Origin of the sequence: Roseofilum reptotaenium CS-1145 (assembly GCF_028330985.1) — a bacterium.
In the GTDB taxonomy this organism is placed as follows: Bacteria; Cyanobacteriota; Cyanobacteriia; order Cyanobacteriales; family Desertifilaceae; genus Roseofilum; species Roseofilum reptotaenium.
In genome coordinates, this window is the sequence record NZ_JAQMUE010000070.1 from 1 (window position 1) to 19,567 (window position 19,567).

Annotated in this window: 14 protein-coding genes and 1 pseudogene; 8 read left to right on the plus strand and 7 right to left on the minus strand. The window is 44.3% G+C overall.

Annotated elements, in window-relative coordinates:
- Positions 1–272: 272 nt before the first annotated feature.
- From PN466_RS11355 to PN466_RS11370, 4 genes are all read right to left on the minus strand, one after another.
- On the minus strand, positions 273–596 hold the full coding sequence (locus PN466_RS11355) for a RebB family R body protein (protein ID WP_271939748.1): 324 nt from the start codon (positions 594–596) through the stop codon (positions 273–275).
- 106 nt (positions 597–702) lie between these two features.
- A complete protein-coding gene (locus PN466_RS11360; RefSeq protein WP_271939749.1) occupies positions 703–1,221 on the minus strand; it encodes a RebB family R body protein in 519 nt (172 codons plus the stop codon).
- A 184-nt stretch (positions 1,222–1,405) separates the two neighbouring features.
- Positions 1,406–1,798, minus strand: coding sequence for a hypothetical protein (locus PN466_RS11365; protein WP_271939750.1), 393 nt, complete (start codon positions 1,796–1,798; stop codon positions 1,406–1,408).
- A gap of 25 nt (positions 1,799–1,823) precedes the next feature.
- Entirely contained in the window at positions 1,824–2,132 is a 309-nt protein-coding gene (locus PN466_RS11370; protein WP_271939751.1) for a hypothetical protein, read from the minus strand.
- A gap of 263 nt (positions 2,133–2,395) precedes the next feature.
- Between PN466_RS11370 and PN466_RS11375 the strand changes: the two are divergent.
- Positions 2,396–2,779, plus strand: a pseudogene (locus PN466_RS11375) (glutathione S-transferase); the annotation flags it as partial.
- Between the two features lie 13 nt (positions 2,780–2,792).
- Here PN466_RS11375 and PN466_RS11380 read toward each other — a convergent pair.
- Both PN466_RS11380 and PN466_RS11385 read right to left on the minus strand, forming a co-directional pair.
- Complete coding sequence (locus tag PN466_RS11380) at positions 2,793–3,506, minus strand: class I SAM-dependent methyltransferase (RefSeq protein WP_271939752.1); 714 nt, start codon at positions 3,504–3,506, stop codon at positions 2,793–2,795.
- Between the two features lie 187 nt (positions 3,507–3,693).
- Positions 3,694–5,382 (minus strand): calcium-binding protein, encoded by a 1,689-nt coding sequence (locus tag PN466_RS11385; protein ID WP_271939753.1) that lies wholly within the window; start codon positions 5,380–5,382, stop codon positions 3,694–3,696.
- Positions 5,383–5,623: 241 nt separating this feature from the next.
- Between PN466_RS11385 and PN466_RS11390 the strand changes: the two genes are divergently transcribed.
- From PN466_RS11390 to PN466_RS11420, 7 genes are all read left to right on the plus strand, one after another.
- On the plus strand, positions 5,624–7,717 hold the full coding sequence (locus PN466_RS11390) for a RecQ family ATP-dependent DNA helicase (RefSeq protein WP_271939754.1): 2,094 nt from the start codon (positions 5,624–5,626) through the stop codon (positions 7,715–7,717).
- A gap of 18 nt (positions 7,718–7,735) precedes the next feature.
- Positions 7,736–9,025, plus strand: a complete 1,290-nt coding sequence (locus tag PN466_RS11395) for a DNA-processing protein DprA (RefSeq protein WP_271939755.1) — start codon at positions 7,736–7,738, stop codon at positions 9,023–9,025.
- A 155-nt stretch (positions 9,026–9,180) separates the two neighbouring features.
- Positions 9,181–9,414: a HypC/HybG/HupF family hydrogenase formation chaperone gene (locus PN466_RS11400; protein WP_271939756.1), complete on the plus strand. Its 234-nt coding sequence runs from the start codon at positions 9,181–9,183 to the stop codon at positions 9,412–9,414.
- 302 nt (positions 9,415–9,716) lie between these two features.
- Positions 9,717–13,277: a pyruvate:ferredoxin (flavodoxin) oxidoreductase gene (nifJ, locus tag PN466_RS11405; protein WP_271939757.1), complete on the plus strand. Its 3,561-nt coding sequence runs from the start codon at positions 9,717–9,719 to the stop codon at positions 13,275–13,277.
- Between the two features lie 94 nt (positions 13,278–13,371).
- Positions 13,372–14,382: a dihydroorotate dehydrogenase-like protein gene (locus PN466_RS11410; RefSeq protein ID WP_271939758.1), complete on the plus strand. Its 1,011-nt coding sequence runs from the start codon at positions 13,372–13,374 to the stop codon at positions 14,380–14,382.
- A gap of 173 nt (positions 14,383–14,555) precedes the next feature.
- On the plus strand, positions 14,556–15,860 hold the full coding sequence (locus tag PN466_RS11415) for a P-loop NTPase fold protein (RefSeq protein WP_271939759.1): 1,305 nt from the start codon (positions 14,556–14,558) through the stop codon (positions 15,858–15,860).
- Positions 15,847–18,900, plus strand: coding sequence for a tetratricopeptide repeat protein (locus PN466_RS11420; RefSeq protein ID WP_271939760.1), 3,054 nt, complete (start codon positions 15,847–15,849; stop codon positions 18,898–18,900). The genes PN466_RS11415 and PN466_RS11420 overlap by 14 nt, the downstream gene beginning before the upstream one ends.
- Positions 18,901–18,910: 10 nt before the next feature.
- Here the strand turns inward: PN466_RS11420 and PN466_RS11425 are convergent, their stop codons facing one another.
- Positions 18,911–19,564: a DUF4033 domain-containing protein gene (locus PN466_RS11425; protein WP_271939761.1), complete on the minus strand. Its 654-nt coding sequence runs from the start codon at positions 19,562–19,564 to the stop codon at positions 18,911–18,913.
- Positions 19,565–19,567 lie beyond the last annotated feature (3 nt).

A 19,567-nucleotide genomic window follows, 5' to 3' on the forward strand; every position in this document is an offset into this window, starting at 1 on the left:
GATTGATCGCCTGTTGATTAGACAGGGCATTTTGCTGAGATAAATTAGTATTAGCAGCTAAATTAGCAAATGCCAAATTGGAAAGCATAGCTGGCTGTTCGGCTACACTTTTAGCATTGGCAATAGCAACTGATTCGCGAATATCTCCGGGCAATGCTGATGGCATACATTTCTCCTTGGGTAATTGGGACAATTATTCCCACACTAACGTGGGAATGATTAAACGGGTCAGTGTCAACTTCAGCTAGGAACTTAGACACTAACGAACCTCACTATTTAGATTGTGGATCTTGTTTTGTAACAGCTTTGAGATCGATTAGTTGTTGAGCCAGATCATTACCTGTATCTAACTTGTTGACAGCGATGGCTTCCATCGAACTCAAATCTGATACCCGATTGACTGCGTTACCAACAACAGTAACCGCTAGTTGATTGATCGCCTGTTGATTAGACAGGGCATTTTGCTGAGATAAATTAGTATTAGCAGCTAAATTAGCAAATGCCAAATTGGAAAGCATAGCTGGCTGTTCGGCTACACTTTTAGCATTGGCAATAGCAACCGATTCGCGAATATCTCCGGGCAATGCTGATGGCATACATTTCTCCTTGGGTAATTGGGGCAATTATTCCCGCACTAACGTGGGAATGATTAAACGGGTCAGTGTCAACTTCAGCTAGGAACTTAGACACTAACGAACCTCACTATACTGATTCCTCTTTAGATGGTGCTTTTGTAACAGCCTTGAGATCGATTAGTTGTTGAGCCACATCATTACCTGTATCTAACTTGTTAACAGCGATGGCTTCCATCGGACTCAAATCTGATACACGATTGACTGCGTTACCAACAACAGTAACCGCTAGTTGATTGATCGCCTGTTGGTTAGACACAGCATTTTGTTGAGATAAATTACCATTGGTGAGCAAATTAGCAAAAGCGAGATTCGACAACATTGATGGTTGCTCGGCTACGCTTTTAGCATTGGCAATGGCAATTGATTCACGGATATCGTCGGGTAAAGCATCTCCACTACCTCCTACTGAATCACTTCCTGCTGAATCACTTCCTCCTCCTGAGTTATGTGGAGTCTTTGATTTTCCCGCCTCCTCTAGTGTCTCTATGCTTTGATTTAGACTAAGAATCACTTTTTGCTTATCTTCAGGCTTACCATCACTGTCAGTAGGAAACGCATCTGTAATCTGTTTCTCTGTTAGTGCCATTTGAGTTTTACTCCTTGTTAGTTTGTGTTTGTTTGAACTATGAATCTAAACAACCTAAAGTTTTTTCAAGACTTCATATCCCTTTAGATCCAAACTTGATAAAGCAATAAAGCAATTGTGGTTGGGCTACAGGGTAGGGGCAAAGCAAAACGCACAACTACTAATCGACTTGCTTTCAATACCTTCAGTGGTCCGCACTTCTTCCAGGACTATCCTTTTCAGGACTTCCACCCTCGGAACTGACGTTATTTCTTGTAATACTTGGTTCCATTTGTTTAAATATCTGTACCAAGTTTTGCATAAGGGATTGGTAGGTTTCGAGATTATCTTTGGCATGAGGACTATTGGGGTCAATCCTCATAATAATTTCTACACATTTACCAATCGTTGCCATCTCCAATTGAAAGAGCGCACTTTGCTTATTAACAGCATTTTGCTGTGCTAAATTGACATTCGCAATCTCAGATGACATGGCGAGATTGTTTAAAATGACCTGCTGCTCATCAGCTACTTTAGAGTTGAAGGTAGCATCATCTTTATCTTCACCAGTTTCTGCTAATGAACCTCCGTTAATCATCGTTAAATACCCTAACTGAGCAATCTTAATCAGCTATTGTTGAATAACCTAAGAATGAGATTAACTTGAACGTTAACCCAATATCACTATATTCATCTCTAATTAAATTAATTAGAGCTGTAGCTTGGGATAACAACTCCGGTAATGCACCGATCTCACAAACAACCACAGAATGCAAGTACCACGGTTCTGGGGCGGTGCGGGGCAAGGAGCATAACCATCGGTGTAAACGATCGCCCGATCGTAATCCCGGGTGTTCCTCCAGATACACCAGCACAGAGCCAAAATTGGTGTGGCAAAGGGCGTTGCTTTCTCTTGCAAGAGGATCTCGCATACATTCCACATCTTGAACGTCAAGAGTGAATAACGTCGCTATCCTTGCTTGCAGCCTTCAGGTTTTTTGGCCTAGGCTCCCAGAACCGGGGTGGCTTTTTGCCCTTCTACTATTAAGACGATCTCAACGCGATTTCTGACTTTTTTCGAGTTAGAACCGCAAAAGTCGGAGCGTTTGACAATAGTACAACTCAAACCCTTGCCAGATAATGATCACAAGCATCTCAAAATTAAATACCTACATTCCGCCGTGGCTCAAGTTGAAGCAGCCCTTGGTTCGGATTACCAGATGTGATGTATCCAGAACCCGAAACGTCTCGATCGGAAGCTCTGCACCGGGCGATCAAGCATCGTCATAATATCATTCCCGTTAATCCAGCGGACGATCGCCTTTTTGATGAAGCCTTGCGTTGTGCTCTAACTTACATGATAACAGGAGAACTCTGTCGGCCACCATCTGGTTCCGATCCAGCCCTGCGGTACCTGCACGATCGTATTAGTGTGCCCAGAGATATGTCCATCTATGCTGCTAAACGACTGAGAGAAGCATTAGAAACCACGGTAGCTCTATCTGGCGATCGCCAAGGAAGACCGATTCCGGTGCGCGATCGACGCGATCAAAATCCAGCTAATTTCACCCAAATTTAACAATGGATTCAATTCAACCGCTTCGAGTGGCGATCCAACCGCCAAACAGATAGGTTTGGTAAAACTTTAGGGGCTTGATAAAGCCAGCCTGATTTAAAAGAGAAAACAATTCGCTCTCAGAGATAAAGTCTACATCTCTTTCTATATGTTCTCGATCGCGATCGAATTGCTCTTCAGAGATACCATGCCCTGCGTAAGACATTAGCAAAGCATTCAGCAATCGAGAAAATTCAAGGGTTTCTCGATTGCCAAACAGATCGGCGATCGCTAGAATTGCCCCAGGCTTCAAATTACTCGCCAGTGAACTGAAGTAGGCTAATTTTTCTTGCTTATCTCTAATGAAGTGAGCAACAAAGATAGACGATGCGCCATCAAATCCACCTGGGAATTTATAGTCTTGCACCTTGCTGTTGACCAATGTGACTCGATTACCCATCTCCACACTTTTAATCCTCTGATGGCAAGCATTGAGCATATCGCCAGAAGCATCAACAGCAACAAAATTCCAGTTGGAGAAGACTTTTCCGAGGTTTACAATTTCTGCCCCAGTCCCAGCCCCTGCGGAAAGAAAATTAGCATTTTTCGGTAATTCTTGCAACCAAGGAATTAACATTTGATGTAAAGCATCATAACTGGGACAAAATAAGCGAATTCTACGATCGTATTGGGTAGAAAGGCTTTCATCGAAGTGCTGGGTGACATCAAATTCATGTTGTGCTCGGGTCATAACAATAACTATTCCCTAGGGCGAAGTGCTGTAATATTATAGATACCTTCTAGTGTAGCAGGAGTAAATTCTTTTATCTAATTTGATGCATTAGAAAAAGATGGGGAGGAGGGAGAAAAATAACCCTATACCCTCATCCATCGATAATGCACTATTTTAGATGAAACACTCCACTACGATCCTAGCTTTATTTTGAGAGAGAAGAAAGGGACAAACTTGACATCGGAATTAACGGGCGATCGCCATACAACAGCTCTGGATACTTTTCCCCTAAATCAGACAGTACCTTAAAGTGCATTTCTTCCCCAATTCCCAAAGATAACCGTACCTGAGTTAACAACTCTAAAGACTCCTGAGAACCAGTCATCTTCTTCTCCAACATTTCTCGCAAAATCCCTTGGTAAACTCGCACTTTAGACCCTTGACTAAATCCAGGCAGCACCTTAGCCAAAACATATATTTCTTCTGCTTTGAGATCCTCTAAAGAACGATTTTCTAGGAATTCAGGAAAATTGAACTCTAACTTACTCAGTTGCCGACGCAAACTACTGGCTACACTCTCTTTGTGGTAGGCACTTAACGATCGATTCCAAGTTCGATAGAACCAGGCAGCACTTAAAATTGGAACCAGAGCTTGAATTCCCCATTCTAGCCATTTCGGGAATAACTCTAAAGTAGAATGGGTTCCCACAGAAAAGAGAAAGTTAAACGTCAAAAAGGTAGAAAATGAAAACACATGATGGCGCACTTTTTCTACTGAAAATTCTCGATCGTGGCGTAGACAGTAGGCTTTATAGGCTTTTTCTATACGGCACAAGATCCCATAACTCCCTAAAGTGAACACTGCAAAGGTCAGAGGAACAGCAATTAATCTCGGAATGGGAATTGCTAGATTGAAAAAGTAAAAGCCAGGGGTCAAAACTCGTTGTACTTGCTCCCCATTATGGGTCCAAGCCCCAGAGAAAAAGTAGTCTAAGTCGCCAGCATAGAAAATGTAATATAAATAAAATGCCAACACTAGCCCCACATAGCCATAATGGAAAAACTTGCGCTGTGAGTCTTGCAAAGAGTCCCAATAACTCCGTTCTGCATCAATGTCAAAACAAGCAGATTTACAGGCAACACAAGCACTTTTTTCTTTGCCGGTTTCATCGATCGCCCGGCACATGGATTGGGTAATTTTAGACGTAGTTTTTTCATGGGCGCGACTGCCCCATAATGCCCTGGGGCCAGTGTAAAAGAGTTCGACCGGCCCCATGGGGCAAACATATTGACACCAGGTTTTTCCAGCGAATAAATAGCCGACAATTATACTGGCTAAAATAGTGGCGCTCAGAAAAGTAGCTAACAAGAGACGATGGGAGTCTAAAAATAACATTCTCAGGCATAAACCGACGAAGAGAAATCCAAACTGAAAGGCAACATGATGGCGACCGAGCCAAGAGTTGGGGTCAATTTTCACCCATTCAGAGCGCACTTTACCCGTGCGAGGATTCGTGGTTTGTTTTTGCCGTTGAATTCCCCATAAACGAGGCAGTTGGGAAAAGAAGGAGAGGGGACAAATTCTGCGCCAACTTTCATGACCGAAGAAAAAAACGATACAAATGATTGCCCCGATAATAACGCCCCAAAAGAGTCGGGTGGCGATCGCATAGGGACGCTCAATAAAACACTGTCCTTGCACCGTCACCACCTCGTGACACCGTTGCGGATCGAATAACCTCGGATCGAGACGCAGTAAGCTCCAGTGGGTATCGGGATGGGTTAACAGGGGTGAAATGGGATCGTAGATCAGAGATACAATTAACAGCAACCAGGCGATCGCCAGCAGCGATCGCACCCTTCTCATCTGTTTTTCAGGAACACTCTGTAACATAGTCACTAACTCCTTGAACTTGACCCCATCCTAGGAAAAGCACAAGAGGATGACCTGACTCCAAACTCCCAAATCTCACTCACACTAGCACTAAACCTCCCTTCACAAAAAGACTAGAGCAGTCTAGTTCCAAAGGACTAGGAGATCGCCAGCAGCGTTATAATAACAACAAACTTATCGAGGTAATCAAGGAAAAACGGTTTACCGATTACCCATTACCAGCACAAAGCGCTATATTCATATGCCTGATGAACTGAGACAACAAGCCTTAAACTTTCTACGCATTGCCCTCAATAACCCCATAGCAGAATTTAGAGACGGACAATGGGAAGCTATTGAAACTTTAATCGAAAATCAAGCTCGTTTGCTGGTGGTGCAACGCACCGGTTGGGGCAAAAGTCTAGTCTATTTTCTCGCAACTCGACTTCTGCGCGATCGAGGAAATGGCCCAACTATCCTCATTTCCCCCCTACTTGCCCTCATGCGAAATCAAATCGCCGCCGCCTCCAGAATTAACGTTAAAGCTGCTACCATTAACTCCAGCAACACAAAAGAATGGGAATCAGTACAAACTGAGCTAGTAGCAGGAAACATTGATATATTACTCATCTCTCCAGAACGACTCGCCAACGAAAAATTTAACGAAACTATCCTCTTACCCATATCGAGAAAAATTGGCTTATTTGTCGTTGATGAAGCCCACTGTATTTCTGACTGGGGACACGACTTTCGCCCAGACTATCGGCGTATTGTCCGTATTTTACAAGCTCTTCCGTTCAACATTCCCGCCCTCGCCACCACCGCCACAGCAAACAACCGTGTAGTTAACGATATTAAAGAGCAATTAGGGTCAAATTTACAAATATCCAGAGGAACACTCACCCGCCAAAGCTTACAACTGCAAAAGATTCATCTTCCCAGCCAAGCTGCGAGAATGGCATGGTTAGCCCAACATCTTCCTAACTTACCCGGAAGTGGCATTATTTATGCATTGACTGTTCGAGATGCTAATCGAGTAGCTGAATGGTTAGGAGGTCAAGGAATTTATGCTAAAGCTTACCATGGCGATCTCACAGGTGAAGAACGTGAAATGTTAGAAGATCAACTACTCAACAATGGAATCAAAGCCTTAGTTGCCACCACCGCTTTAGGAATGGGTTTTGATAAACCCGATTTAGGATTTGTTATTCATTACCAGCGTCCCGGTTCAGTCGTCCATTACTATCAACAAGTCGGACGAGCCGGAAGAGCAGTAGACCAAGCCTATGGTATTCTTTTAAGTGGTGAAGAAGACGACGAAATCACCGACTACTTTATTAACACAGCCTTTCCTCCAGAAGCCCATAACCAGCAAGTTTTGAACGTCCTCAATCAGGCGGAAAATGGTTTAAGTTTATCTCAGATAGAGCAAAATTTAAACCTTTCTAGAAGTCAAATTCAGAAAGTGCTAAAACTCCTCTCTTTAGAATCTCCTGCACCAGTAACTAAGCGCGGTTCTCAGTGGAATGCTACCCCCGCAGCAGTGAACTATAAACCTAACACAGAAAAAATTGCCCAATTGACCCAAATTCGCCGCGCCGAACAAACTCAAATGCAAGAGTATATGAATACTCAACAATGCCTGATGGTATTTCTTGCCCAAGCATTAGATGATCTGAATACAACACCATGTGGTAAATGTGCTGCCTGTTTAGGTCAACCCTTAATCCCGGAAACCTACTCCAGAGAATTACTCAATCAAGCGTTGCACTTCTTGCGCCGTAGCCATATTGTCATTGAACCGCGAAAACAATGGAAAGCTCAAGCTTTATCAAGTTATAATTTTTCTGGTAACATTCAAAAAAACTTAAAAGCCGAACCGGGAAGAGCTTTATCCCTTTGGGGGGATGCAGGATGGGGAGAATTCGTCAGAAAAGGAAAATATGAAGACGATCATTTTGATGATGCCTTAGTACAGGGTGTGTTAGACATGATTGAACGCTGGCAACCCCAACCTTTCGCCACTTGGGTGACTTGCGTTCCTTCCTTAAAGCGCCCAGAACTGGTTCCCAATTTTGCCCAAAGATTGGCTGATCAGCTCAATTTACCCTTTGTGCCAGCCGTGCGGAAAGTAGGACATAATAAAGAACAAAAAGAGATGAATAACAGTTATCAACAAGCGCATAACTTAGATGGTATATTTCAGATCGAGCCTTGGGCAGGATTGAGCGGGCCAGTCTTCCTTGTTGATGATATCGTAGATTCTCGTTGGACATTGACTGTAATTGCAGCGCTCTTAAAACGTGCTGGAAGTGGTGCGGTTTTCCCCCTGGCTTTGGCATTAAATTCTTTTTAGAAAGCTGATTATAAAATCATGGAAAATCATTTACTTTCTTTAGATACTCAAGCTATTTTACTGCTCTGTGCCAGTTTTGGAGAAGATCGGCTTTCTTTTCCTCAGCCCTTAACATTGAGTGAATACAATACTTTAGTTACTTGGCTTAAAGAAAACAAGATGCGTCCTGGTGATTTACTCAATACAATAGGTAAAGATAAGCTAGAAAACGCATCTATTAATAAACTCGATCCTTATCGAACTGATGCTTTACTAAAACGAGGTTTTTTGCTGAGTTTAGCTGTAGAAAAATGGAGTCAGCAAGGATTATGGATTATGGGACGAGGTGACCCGAACTATCCGAAGCGTCTTAAAGATAGATTAAAGCAAAAATCTCCCCCCATTCTCTATGGAGTGGGACAACAGAATTTATTGGAAAGAGGCGGTTTGGCAATTGTCGGTTCTCGTAATATTAGTCAAGAAGAAATTGACTATACTCATCAAGTGACCAAGATTTGTACCCACCAGAATATCCAAGTTATTTCTGGTGGAGCGCGTGGGATCGATCAGACCTCAATGTTAGCAACCTTACAAGCATCAGGAACAGTCCTTGGAGTTTTGGCCGATAGTTTAATTAAGACTGCTCTGAATAAAAAATACCGTAGTTCTATTGCTGAAGGTAGATTGACCTTACTTTCTCCTTACGATCCCGATGCTGGCTTTCATATCGGTAATGCCATGGGTCGAAATAAATATATTTATGCTTTAGCTGATTATGCGTTGGTCGTCACTTCTAATTATGAACAAGGAGGAACTTGGGCAGGAGCAAAAGAAGCACTAGAAAAAATAAAAGAAGTTCCTGTTTTTGTTAAAGTTGAGAATTCTATACCGGAAGGAAATAAAAAACTTATTGATAAGGGAGCGAAATGTTTTCCAGTGCTCTCTTCTTCTTTATTCAGTCAACTGCTAAATCGAGACTTAGAGCTGCTTCCTGAAGAAAAAGTAGATGGAGAGAAAAGCCAGCAAGAAGATTCTCCAACTCAGGATCAATATGAAGTCACTGAAGATAATTTAAGGCAACCTAAAGATATCTATGAAGCAGTTTTACCGTTTATCCTGGAACCCCTAAATCAACCTCTCGATCTCAAATCTCTTGTTGAACGTTTGCAGGTCAGACAAGGGCAACTTCAAGATTGGTTAAAGAGAGCTGAGGAAGAGGGAAAGGTGAAAAAAACAAAGAAACCTGTACGGTATGTGGTTAATCTTGAAGAGAGTCAACTGTCTTTACTCCCAAAGTCTGAATCTATAGATCAAGGCAATAGGCAATAGGCAATAGGGAAAACTGGATCTTCCTCTATTTCTCTGTGTATTTATTAAAAAAATCCTGAATTTTTCTTCCATTCCCCCAATGTATGCTACTCCTAGCAAGCAAGCATTTGTCTTAACGAATGCTTAAAAGAAGATTAAATCTAAAGAGGTGAAAGATGTGTTTAGCAGTGCCTGGAAAACTTATTAGCATCTCTGGTGAAGATCCCCTGACAAAAATGGGTCGCGTCAGCTTTGGAGGTGTCATTAAAGAAGTCAGTTTAGCCTATGTCCCTGAAGCCCAGATCCATGACTATGTATTGGTTCACGTCGGTTTTGCCCTATCGATTGTCGATCAAAATGAAGCTGAACAAACCTTAACTGATTTACAACAAATTAATACATTCAGTTAAATAAGATTAAGAACCCATTCCAAACTGTAGGAACTTACTACATGATCGGATCGGAAAAGAATTGACTGGACTAGGAACCAAACAAATTACCCGAAAATAATCTCTGCACAATCCTAGGGTTTGCACCATTGAACTTCTCAGGAGAGTGCAAGTTTTCACCCCGATAAAATTCCGATCGAGAAAAACAATGAAATGGTTGTTTTGACTCTCGAAATTAGACCCCCAACCTAGGGAAAAAGGTCAACAGCCGCTGAGCTGTATCCATTCATCTTCAGTCGTAGACCGAAAGGACTTTCTTACCTATGAACACCAAAAACTATGCAACACTAGACGGCAACGAGGCAGTGGCCCGTGTTGCGTACAAACTCAACGAAGTCATTGCCATTTATCCCATTACTCCTTCCTCTCCGATGGGAGAATGGGCAGATGCCTGGATGTCGGAGGGGCGGCCGAACCTATGGGGAACCGTACCCTCAGTGGTAGAAATGCAAAGTGAAGGAGGAGCCGCAGGAGCAGTCCATGGATCGCTACAGGGGGGGTCTTTAACAACGACCTTTACCGCATCTCAAGGATTGCTGCTCATGATTCCCAACCTCTACAAAATTGCTGGGGAACTGACGGCAGCCGTATTGCATGTGGCAGCTCGTTCGATCGCCGCTCAAGCTCTCTCGATTTTCGGGGATCATTCTGACGTAATGGCGACGCGTGCTACCGGTTGCGCTTTGCTGGCTTCGGCATCGATACAAGAAGCTCATGACTTAGCGCTGGTGGCTCAAGCGGCTTCCCTTAAATCCCGTGTGCCCTTCATCCACTTCTTCGACGGTTTTCGGACTTCCCACGAAGTGCAAAAGATTGAACTGCTCGAAGAGAGCGTCCTGCGGGCAATTATTGACGATCGCACCGTCTACGACCATCGATCGCGCGGCCTAACCCCCGATCGCCCCGCTCTGCGCGGAACGGCTCAAAATCCCGATGTTTACTTCCAAGCCAGAGAAAGCGTCAACCCCTTCTATGATGTCTGCGCCGAAGAAGTGCAGAAAGCCATGGATCAGTTCGCTGAACTAACGGGACGCAGATATCAACCCTACGAATACCACGGCGCACCCGATGCCGAGCGCATTATCATTCTCATGGGTTCCGGTTGTGAAACCGCTCATGAAACCATTGATTATCTGGTGGCTCAAGGGGAAAAAGTGGGCGTGCTGAAAGTTCGCATGTATCGTCCCTGGGATGCGAGTAAATTCATTAGCGCTCTTCCCGAAACCGTAAAGGCGATCGCCGTTTTAGACCGTACCAAAGAACCTGGCGCATCTGGCGAACCCCTGTACTTAGATGTGGTGACTGCCTTCTACGAAGCCACTTCGACTCCGCTCAGTGAACGGAGTGTGCCTAAAATTGTGGCTGGACGCTATGGCTTATCTTCCAAAGAATTTAACCCCGCCATGGTCAAGAGCGTCTTGGATAACCTCAGCCAAGAATCACCGAAAAACCACTTTACTGTCGGCATCAACGATGACTTGACCAACACCTCTCTAGAGTACGATCCGAGCTTCTCTATCGAACCCGATAGTGTTGTGCGGGCGATGTTCTACGGTTTGGGTTCCGATGGTACAGTTGGAGCCAATAAGAACTCAATTAAAATTATCGGCAACGATACCGATAACTATGCCCAAGGCTATTTTGTTTACGACTCCAAGAAATCTGGCGCGGTAACCGTCTCTCACCTGCGGTTTGGCCCCGATCGCATTCGCAGCACCTATCTGATTACCCAAGCGAACTTTATTGGCTGTCACCAATGGACATTCTTAGAAAAACTTCAAGTGTTGGGATCGGCAGCACCCGGCGCAGTCTTCCTACTTAACAGTCCCTACGGTCCAGAAGAGGTCTGGGATAAACTCCCCTTGGAAATCCAAGAAGTGATCGTGCGCCAAAGTCTGAAGTTCTATGTGATTAACGCCAACCAGGTAGCACGGGAAACCGGGATGGGAAATCGGATCAATACGATTATGCAGACCTGTTTCTTTGCTTTGGCGGGAATTTTACCCAGGGATGAGGCGATCGCTCAAATTAAGAAGGCGATCGAAAAAACCTATGGTAAGAAAGGGGCAGAAATTGTCCAATTGAATATCAAAGCCGTCGATCAAACCTTGGATAACCTCTATGAGGTCAACGTCGGCCAAGCCAATAGCAATCTGCATATTTTACCCGCCATTGGAGAGACTGCTCCCGAATTCGTGCGCGAAGTGGAAGGGGTAATGCTGGCACGGCAAGGAGATAGCCTACCCGTCAGCAAGCTCCCCTGCGATGGAACCTATCCCACCGGAACCTCGAAATGGGAAAAACGGAATGTGGCTCAAGAAATTCCGGTTTGGGACCCGGATGTTTGCGTGCAATGTGGCAAGTGTATTGCTGTTTGTCCCCATGCCACGATTCGCGGTAAAGCCTATGATGCCGGTGCTTTAGCCAATGCACCGGAAAGCTTCAAGTCCATTGATGTCAAAGATAAAGCCTTTGCCGGACAAAAATTCACTATTCAAGTCGCTCCCGAAGACTGTACTGGATGTGGCGTTTGTGTCGATATCTGCCCGGCGAAGAACAAATCCATGCCCTCGAAACGGGCGATTAACATGGAGTCTCAGTTACCTTTGCGAGAACAAGAGAGCCAAAATTGGGACTTCTTCCTCGGTTTGCCCAATCCCGATCGCGCGGCCTTAAACTTAGAACGGATTCGCCAACAGCAATGGCAAGAACCCCTGTTTGAGTTCTCTGGAGCCTGCGCCGGTTGTGGGGAAACGCCTTATATTAAACTAGCAACCCAGTTATTCGGCGATCGCATGGTCATCGCTAACGCCACCGGTTGTTCCTCTATCTATGGCGGTAACTTACCCACCACACCTTACAGTGTGAACAGCGAAGGACGGGGACCCAGTTGGTCAAATAGCCTGTTTGAAGATAACGCCGAGTTTGGTTTAGGCTTCCAGTTGGCCATTTCCAAACATCAAGAATTTGCCTGCGAACTGGTGCAAAAATTAGCCGGCACCCTAGGGGATAACTTAGTTAGTCAAATCCTCAATAATGGCCAAAAAACCGAAGCGGATATCTACGAGCAACGGCAATATGTAGCTCAGGTGAAGGAAATCCTCGCCGGTAATACCGACCCAGACGCGCAGCAATTGCTCAGTTTAGCCGATTATTTGGTGAAAAAATCCATCTGGATCGTTGGCGGTGATGGTTGGGCTTACGACATTGGCTATGGTGGTTTAGACCATGTGCTGGCATCCGGCCGAAATGTGAATGTTCTGGTGATGGATACGGAAGTATACTCCAATACAGGTGGTCAGTCGTCCAAAGCCACCCCCAGGGGAGCCGTCGCTAAATTCGCTGCTGGTGGTAAACCTGCACCCAAGAAAGATTTAGGTCTGATTGCCATGACCTACGGTAATATCTATGTGGGTTCCGTGGCTCTAGGGGCGCGAGATGAACATACCCTCAAGGTCTTCCTAGAAGCCGAAGCCTATGACGGCCCCTCCTTGATTATTGCGTACTCCCACTGCATTGCCCATGGTATTAATATGACCACTGGCATGAGCCATCAAAAGGCAATTGTGGAAAGTGGTCGCTGGTTGCTCTACCGCTACGATCCTAGACGCACGGAGGCAGGTGAAAATCCCCTACAGTTGGATTCGCGATCGCCCAAGAAAGGCGTTAAAGACTCCATGTACGCCGAAAACCGGTTCAAGATGTTGACCAAAACCAAACCAGAAGACGCAAGACGCTTGTTGAAAGAAGCGCAACAGGATGTCAATACCCGGTGGGACATGTATAAATATCTCGCCGAACGGAGTCTGAAGTCGGAAGAATAGCTTCCTTAGAGTAGGGGATGGGGAGATAGGGGAAGATTGCCCATTCCCTATTCCCTATTCCCCACCCGTTACCCATTACCCATTACCCGTTACCATGGATTTAACCACAACCTATTTAGGTCTCAATCTGCGATCGCCGATCGTTCCCAGTGCTGCCCTACCCCTCTCGGAAGATATCGACACCATTAAACGCCTCGAAGATGCCGGTGCTGCTGCCGTTGTCCTCCATTCCCTCTTTGAAGAACAACTCCTGCGAGAAAAATTTGAACTGCACCATCACCTCGAATATGGCACAGAAAGCTTTGCTGAAGCCCTATCCTATTTCCCAGAACCTGACGAGTTTCACGTCGGGCCAGAATTGTACTTAAAGCACATTCGCCAAGCCAAAGCAGCCGTCAATATTCCCATTATTGCCAGTCTCAATGGCTTTTCTTCTGGTGGATGGGTGGAATACGCCAAACTCATGCAAGACGAGGGTGCAGACGCGATCGAGTTAAACGTCTATTATGTCCCCACTGACTTTGACATGAGTGGCGCACAGGTGGAACAAAATTATATCGACACCTTAAGTGAAGTCAAAAAAGAAGTCACCATTCCCATTGCTCTCAAACTTAGCCCCTTTTTCAGCAACATGGCCAATATGGCCAAACGCTTTAGTGAAATCGGAGCAGATGGTTTAGTGCTATTTAACCGCTTCCTCCAACCAGACATTAACGCCGAAGATTTAGAGGTAGAAGTCGGTTCTGTCCTCAGCAGTACCCATGACTTGCGCTTACCCATGCGTTGGATTGCCATTCTTTATGGTCGCATTGATTGCGACCTAGCTGCCACCAGTGGCGTACAACGGGGTCATGATGTGATTAAACTCTTGATGGCTGGCGCATCAGTCACCCAGGTTTGCTCTACCCTGCTCCGTCATGGAATTCACCATATCCAAGTGATGGAAGAAGAAATTAACCATTGGATGGAAGAGCATGGCTATGAGTCCGTGAAGCAAATGCAGGGTTCTATGTCCCAACTCCATTGTGAAGATGAATCTGCCTATGAACGGGCCCAGTATATGCGGGCAATTACGTCTTATACTCCGACCCATAGCTTAGTCTAGTTCACAACTGAAGATAGACCGCAGGTAGGGGCGAAATAATTCTGTCTCTACCTGTATTAATAAATATACAAACAAGGATCTTCCATACTACTAAATCAAGAAATCCCACTTCCTACTCTCTACTCTACAGCTAGAATAATAGAGAAGCTTGTCACAGTGAGGAAAATTCCAGTATGTCTGATGATTCTCTATTAAAGATATTTCAAAAATCTTACCAAAATACAGATTTAACTCCTTTACGTGAATCTTCGGAATTAGAGGAGTTTTGGGTTGAGTATGGGAGCAATTCATTAGAAGAGTTAGTGCAATTAGTAGAGGACAATGGATCGCGGGATGCCAAGATTGTCTTCTCCGGGCATCGGGGTTGTGGTAAATCAACACTGTTAGCAGAATTTGGACGAAGAATTAGCGATCGCTACTTTGTGACATTTTTTTCAATTGCTGAGACAATTGAGATGTCTGACATTAATCATATCAATATCTTATTTGCGATCGCTGTCAATTTAATGCTGACCGCAGAGAAAGAGAGAGTTAATATCCCAAAATCTGTAAAGGACGAATTTTATAAGTGGTTTGCAGAGCGGACGGAAACTAGAGTTGAAACTCCTATAAATGCACAAATTTCCGTAGGATTTGCTTTACTGAATCTAATTACCGGAAGATTAAAAACCGAAGCATACATACGAAATGAACTAAAGCGGACATTTGAACGTAATATTACTGAATTAATTCAAAAGTTAAATGAAATTGCAGCCAGTATTCAAAAATCCAGCCAAAAAGAAATTATAGTAATCATTGATGACTTAGACAAACTAGATCTGGCAGTTGTTAGAGGTACTTTTCAAGAGCATATAAAAGCTTTATTTTTACCAGGATTTAATATTATTTATACCATCCCGATCTCTTCTTTACGGGATATTTCATTATCGGCAACTTTGCGAACAGAGGCTGACGATCAAATTGTTGTGATGCCAGTCTCAAAGCTTATCGCCAAAGAAGAGCGTCGTAAAGACACTCCAACTTATCAAGAACCGGCTATTGCCAATTTGTGTGAAATGTTGCACAAACGTATTCCTGAAGAAATTTTAGAGCCAGATATCGCCAAGAAAATGGTGATTTATAGTGGAGGAGTGGTGCGGGAGTTGATGCGTTTGTGCAACCAATGCTGCCGAATTTGTTTGCGGCAAATTCGACGTAATCCTGAACAAGAGGAATTGAAAGTGGATTCAGTTGTATTAGGTGAAGCCATTAAAAAATTGCGACAAGATTTTGAAATCACTTTAGGTAAACAAGAGTATGAAATTCTCAAAAAAACTTACGATAATTTTCTACCCGACGATCCTAAAGAAGAAGCATTCCTAGATTTACTTCATGGACTGGATATATTAGAATACAGAAATGACGAAGTTTGGTACGATGTCCATCCAATTGTGACCGATTTGTTGCAAATCAAAGGACAGATCGATGCCCATAGCTAACTCCTTTTATTGGACTGAGAAAAATGAGGAAGTATATGACGATCTGATAGTGGCAGTAGAAGCCAGCGATCAGGTATTAAGCTTACTGCTTGCAGTCTGTGATGACCCGTATTTTCGAGATGAGATTATTGAACGATATGAGGCAGAACTTCAGCCTAGAATTCACCCTTATCGAGTTCAACTGTCGAGAAAAGAACCGAGTTTACGAGAGGCAATTGCTCAGGCGCTGAATGAAGATGAGCTGTACTTACAGTCAGAGGGTAGAGCGGTAATTACGGTTACGGGAACTGATGCGCTGTTAGCGGATAGATTAGGAGCGGAACGTTCGGAGAAGGACATCTTTTTTGGTTACTTGCAGTGGACGCGGGAAGCCTTACGAGAGTATCCTTACCCGATTATCTTGTGGTTAACCAATCCATTACTTAAAGAACTGAGCCTTAGAGCGCCTGATTTTTGGAGTTGGCGTAAGGATGTATTGAGATTTCAGTCGGCGATCATCTTGGAGGCAACGATTCGTACTAGCTATCGAATTATTGCTAGTCTGGTGTTGGTTCCGCACAATCTGCCTCGGATGGGAGCTGGGCAGTTTGTGGGACGCGATCGGGAAATGGAGTGGTTACACGAGCAGTTCCAGAGTGGAGAACTGATGGGAATTACTGTTTTGACGGGGATGGGGGGAATTGGGAAGACAGAGCTGGCCTTGCAATATGCTCATGGCTTTTACCTTAAGGGAGCTTATCCAGGAGGTGTGTGCTGGTTGAACGCACGTGGTGTAGATGTTGGGATGCAGTTTCTGGGTTTTGCCAGCTCGAAACTAGGCTTGAATCCTCCAGAGTATTGGCATTTGGAAGAGCGGATTCGTTACTGTTGGCGGCACGGGAAAGCTGAAGGTGAGGTGTTGGTAATCTTTGACGATGTACAAGACTATGAGACCATTCGGCCGGTTCTTCCTCCAGCAAAAGAGCAGTTTAAGGTGTTGATTACCACTCGCAACCAATCCTTAGGACAGTTATTTCGACAATTGGAGTTGGCAGGGTTGGAGGAAGAAGCAGCATTACAGTTATTGGGATCGCTTGTAGGACGGGAACGGATTTACCAGGAGTTGGAGGCAGCAAAGGCGTTGTGTGTGGAGGTAGGTTATTTACCCTTGGCGTTAGAGTTGTTGGCTCGTCATTTGGCGCACAAACAGGATTTATCTTTAGCGAACATGCAGCAACAGTTACAAAAAGAGGGGCTAGAAGTGCAAGCTTTAAAACGGGCTGAAGTTGGCATGACTGCCGAGCGATGGGTAAAAGCAGCGTTTGAGTTGAGTTGGCGGGAGTTAGGAGAGGAAGAGAAAGAGTTGGGGCGGTTGCTGAGTTTGTTTGCTCTAGCACCGATAACTTGGTCATGGATAGAAAGGATTTATTCAGAAGTAGATGAGAAAAAGTTAGAGGACTCGAGAGAAAGTCTGGAGAGGTTGAGCTTGCTACAACCCGTAGAAGAAGGGAACTATCAGCTACATCCCTTGATTCGAGAGTTTTTTCGAGGGAAGTTGGTGGAGTCTAGCCAGGTAGAGGAGATGAAGCGAGAGATTTTTGGGGTGATGGTGGAGATAGCAAGGACAATTCCCCAAACACCAACTCGCCAGCAGATTATGGAAGTTGAGCCTGCCATACCTCATCTAGTGGAGATAGCAGAGCAGTTAACTGATGATTTAACTGATGATGAGTTGCCTTGGGTGCTTGTCGGTTTAGCGAGATTTTATCTGGGACAGGGGCAGTATGGCCAAGCAGGGTATTGGTTTGAGCAATGTTTAGATATTATCGAATATCGTCTTGGTTCGGCCGATCCAAATGTGGCTACAAGCCTGAATAACCTAGCAGAACTATATCGTTCCCAAGGGAAATATTCAGAAGCCGAACCTCTCTATTTAAAAGCTTTGCAAATGAGAAAGGAGTTGCTCGGTTCAGTTCATCCGTCTGTTGCTATGAGTCTAAATAACCTGGCAGCACTGTATGAGTTTCAGGGAAGATATTCAGAAGCCGAACCTCTTCTAATGGATGCTTTACAGATATGGCAGGAAACATTTGGCTCAGATCATTCTAATGTGGCTGCAACCAAGAGTAATCTGGCCAATTTGTACCGTTATCAAGGGAAATATGAACAAGCCGAGCCTCTGTATTTAGACGCTTTACAGATGCATAAGAATTTGTTTGGCTCGGCTCATCCCTATATCGCTATTAGTCTGAATAATTTGGGAAACTTGTATTTAGACCAAAAGAGATTATCAAAAGCTGAAGCTCTCTATTTAGAAGCGTTGCAGATGTACAATGAGATGCTTGGCTCGAATCATCTCTATAGTGCTATGAGTAAGAGTAACTTGGCCAATTTGTACTTAAACCAAGGAAGAAACTCGGAGGCTGAATCTCTGTATTTAGAGGCTTTGCAAATATCTAGAGAAAAACTTGGTTCAGCTCATCCATTTGTGGCCGTGATTCTGAATAATCTGGCCAATTTGTACTATTCCCAAGGTAAGTATGCAGATGCTCAACTAATGTATATGGAAGCATTGGAGATTTTCATGGCCAAGCTGGGAGAAGACCATCCCAATACTCGGAAGCTTAAGCAAAACTATAATGAACGTTATCAAGGAGGTATTACTATGAGTGGAGAGCGCACTATTGGTATTGGTCGTGATGACTGGGAAACTAATATTAACACGCCTGAAATCACTGTTGTTGGGGATGCCGCAAAACAGGGGGAGCAGATAAATATAAATTATGGCCAAGATAAGGAGCTGGTGGAGGCTACCAGAGAGATTCAGGATTTGCTCAAACAATTGTCAGCATCGCATCCGGTTTCGACAACAATGGAACAGATGACAGTGGTAACAGAGGTCATTAAAGTAATTGAGAGTAATCCAACATTGAAGCAACGGACTATCAATGCCTTCAAGGTGGGATTGATGGAGACACTAAAGCAGTTTCCTGGAGGTGCAATTCTGGTTGGGGCGATTGAAGGTTGGATACAGCAGAATGAGCTAGATAATGTTGGATAGAGTTATCCTGTTAGTCGCGCACGCGAGGACAGGGTTCAGGCTTCACGGAGGCGATCGCACAATGATCTTTTAAGCAAGATTGCTCAAAGGCGGCTTCTTGTTCTAAAGGTTGGGGATATTGTCCAAATACCATTTCACAACTGAAATCTTCAAAGTTGGGAGTCATGGTTAAGGGAATGCCAAATTGCTGGGTAAAAAAGTCTTGAGTCGGGAGTTTGCACATATTAATGCACATTCCCACACATCCGCTTTGTTCTAAATAGCGGCACTTTTTAATCTGAACTGCGCTTTTTTGTTGCCGAACCGTTTGATTTTCATTCTTTATTTCTACCGTCTTCGTTTCACACGGACCAACTAACCATTCAAATAGGAGCGTTGCAAACCAGGCATTGGCTTCACACACCCATTGGGTAGGGGAGGTCAATGTCCGGATAATGGTTAAAATGGGAGCAGGAATCAGGGAATTTAAGACCTTTTTCACCAATTGTTGTTGTTCTAAGGAATTGCGTCCCTGCATGATTTTCTGGGATACATCAACAAAGCCTTCATAGCCTGTTTTTGAGCTACCTTTACCCACCACAGCAGCCATTTTGCGGGTAAAAAGGGCAATAAACAGGCGATCGCACAGATTATCGTGGTAAGAGGTAGGTTCAGGCACAGTCATGAT

Bases quoted from the DNA above. Each gene is read 5' to 3' on its own strand.
- PN466_RS11355 (WP_271939748.1), bottom strand. From the start codon at position 596: ATGCCATCAGCATTGCCCGGAGATATTCGCGAATCGGTTGCTATTGCC.
- PN466_RS11360 (WP_271939749.1), bottom strand. From the start codon at position 1,221: ATGGCACTAACAGAGAAACAGATTACAGATGCGTTTCCTACTGACAGT.
- PN466_RS11365 (WP_271939750.1), bottom strand. From the start codon at position 1,798: ATGATTAACGGAGGTTCATTAGCAGAAACTGGTGAAGATAAAGATGAT.
- PN466_RS11370 (WP_271939751.1), bottom strand. From the start codon at position 2,132: ATGCGAGATCCTCTTGCAAGAGAAAGCAACGCCCTTTGCCACACCAAT.
- PN466_RS11380 (WP_271939752.1), bottom strand. From the start codon at position 3,506: ATGACCCGAGCACAACATGAATTTGATGTCACCCAGCACTTCGATGAA.
- PN466_RS11385 (WP_271939753.1), bottom strand. From the start codon at position 5,382: ATGTTACAGAGTGTTCCTGAAAAACAGATGAGAAGGGTGCGATCGCTG.
- PN466_RS11390 (WP_271939754.1), top strand. From the start codon at position 5,624: ATGCCTGATGAACTGAGACAACAAGCCTTAAACTTTCTACGCATTGCC.
- PN466_RS11395 (WP_271939755.1), top strand. From the start codon at position 7,736: ATGGAAAATCATTTACTTTCTTTAGATACTCAAGCTATTTTACTGCTC.
- PN466_RS11400 (WP_271939756.1), top strand. From the start codon at position 9,181: ATGTGTTTAGCAGTGCCTGGAAAACTTATTAGCATCTCTGGTGAAGAT.
- nifJ (WP_271939757.1), top strand. From the start codon at position 9,717: ATGAACACCAAAAACTATGCAACACTAGACGGCAACGAGGCAGTGGCC.
- PN466_RS11410 (WP_271939758.1), top strand. From the start codon at position 13,372: ATGGATTTAACCACAACCTATTTAGGTCTCAATCTGCGATCGCCGATC.
- PN466_RS11415 (WP_271939759.1), top strand. From the start codon at position 14,556: ATGTCTGATGATTCTCTATTAAAGATATTTCAAAAATCTTACCAAAAT.
- PN466_RS11420 (WP_271939760.1), top strand. From the start codon at position 15,847: ATGCCCATAGCTAACTCCTTTTATTGGACTGAGAAAAATGAGGAAGTA.
- PN466_RS11425 (WP_271939761.1), bottom strand. From the start codon at position 19,564: ATGACTGTGCCTGAACCTACCTCTTACCACGATAATCTGTGCGATCGC.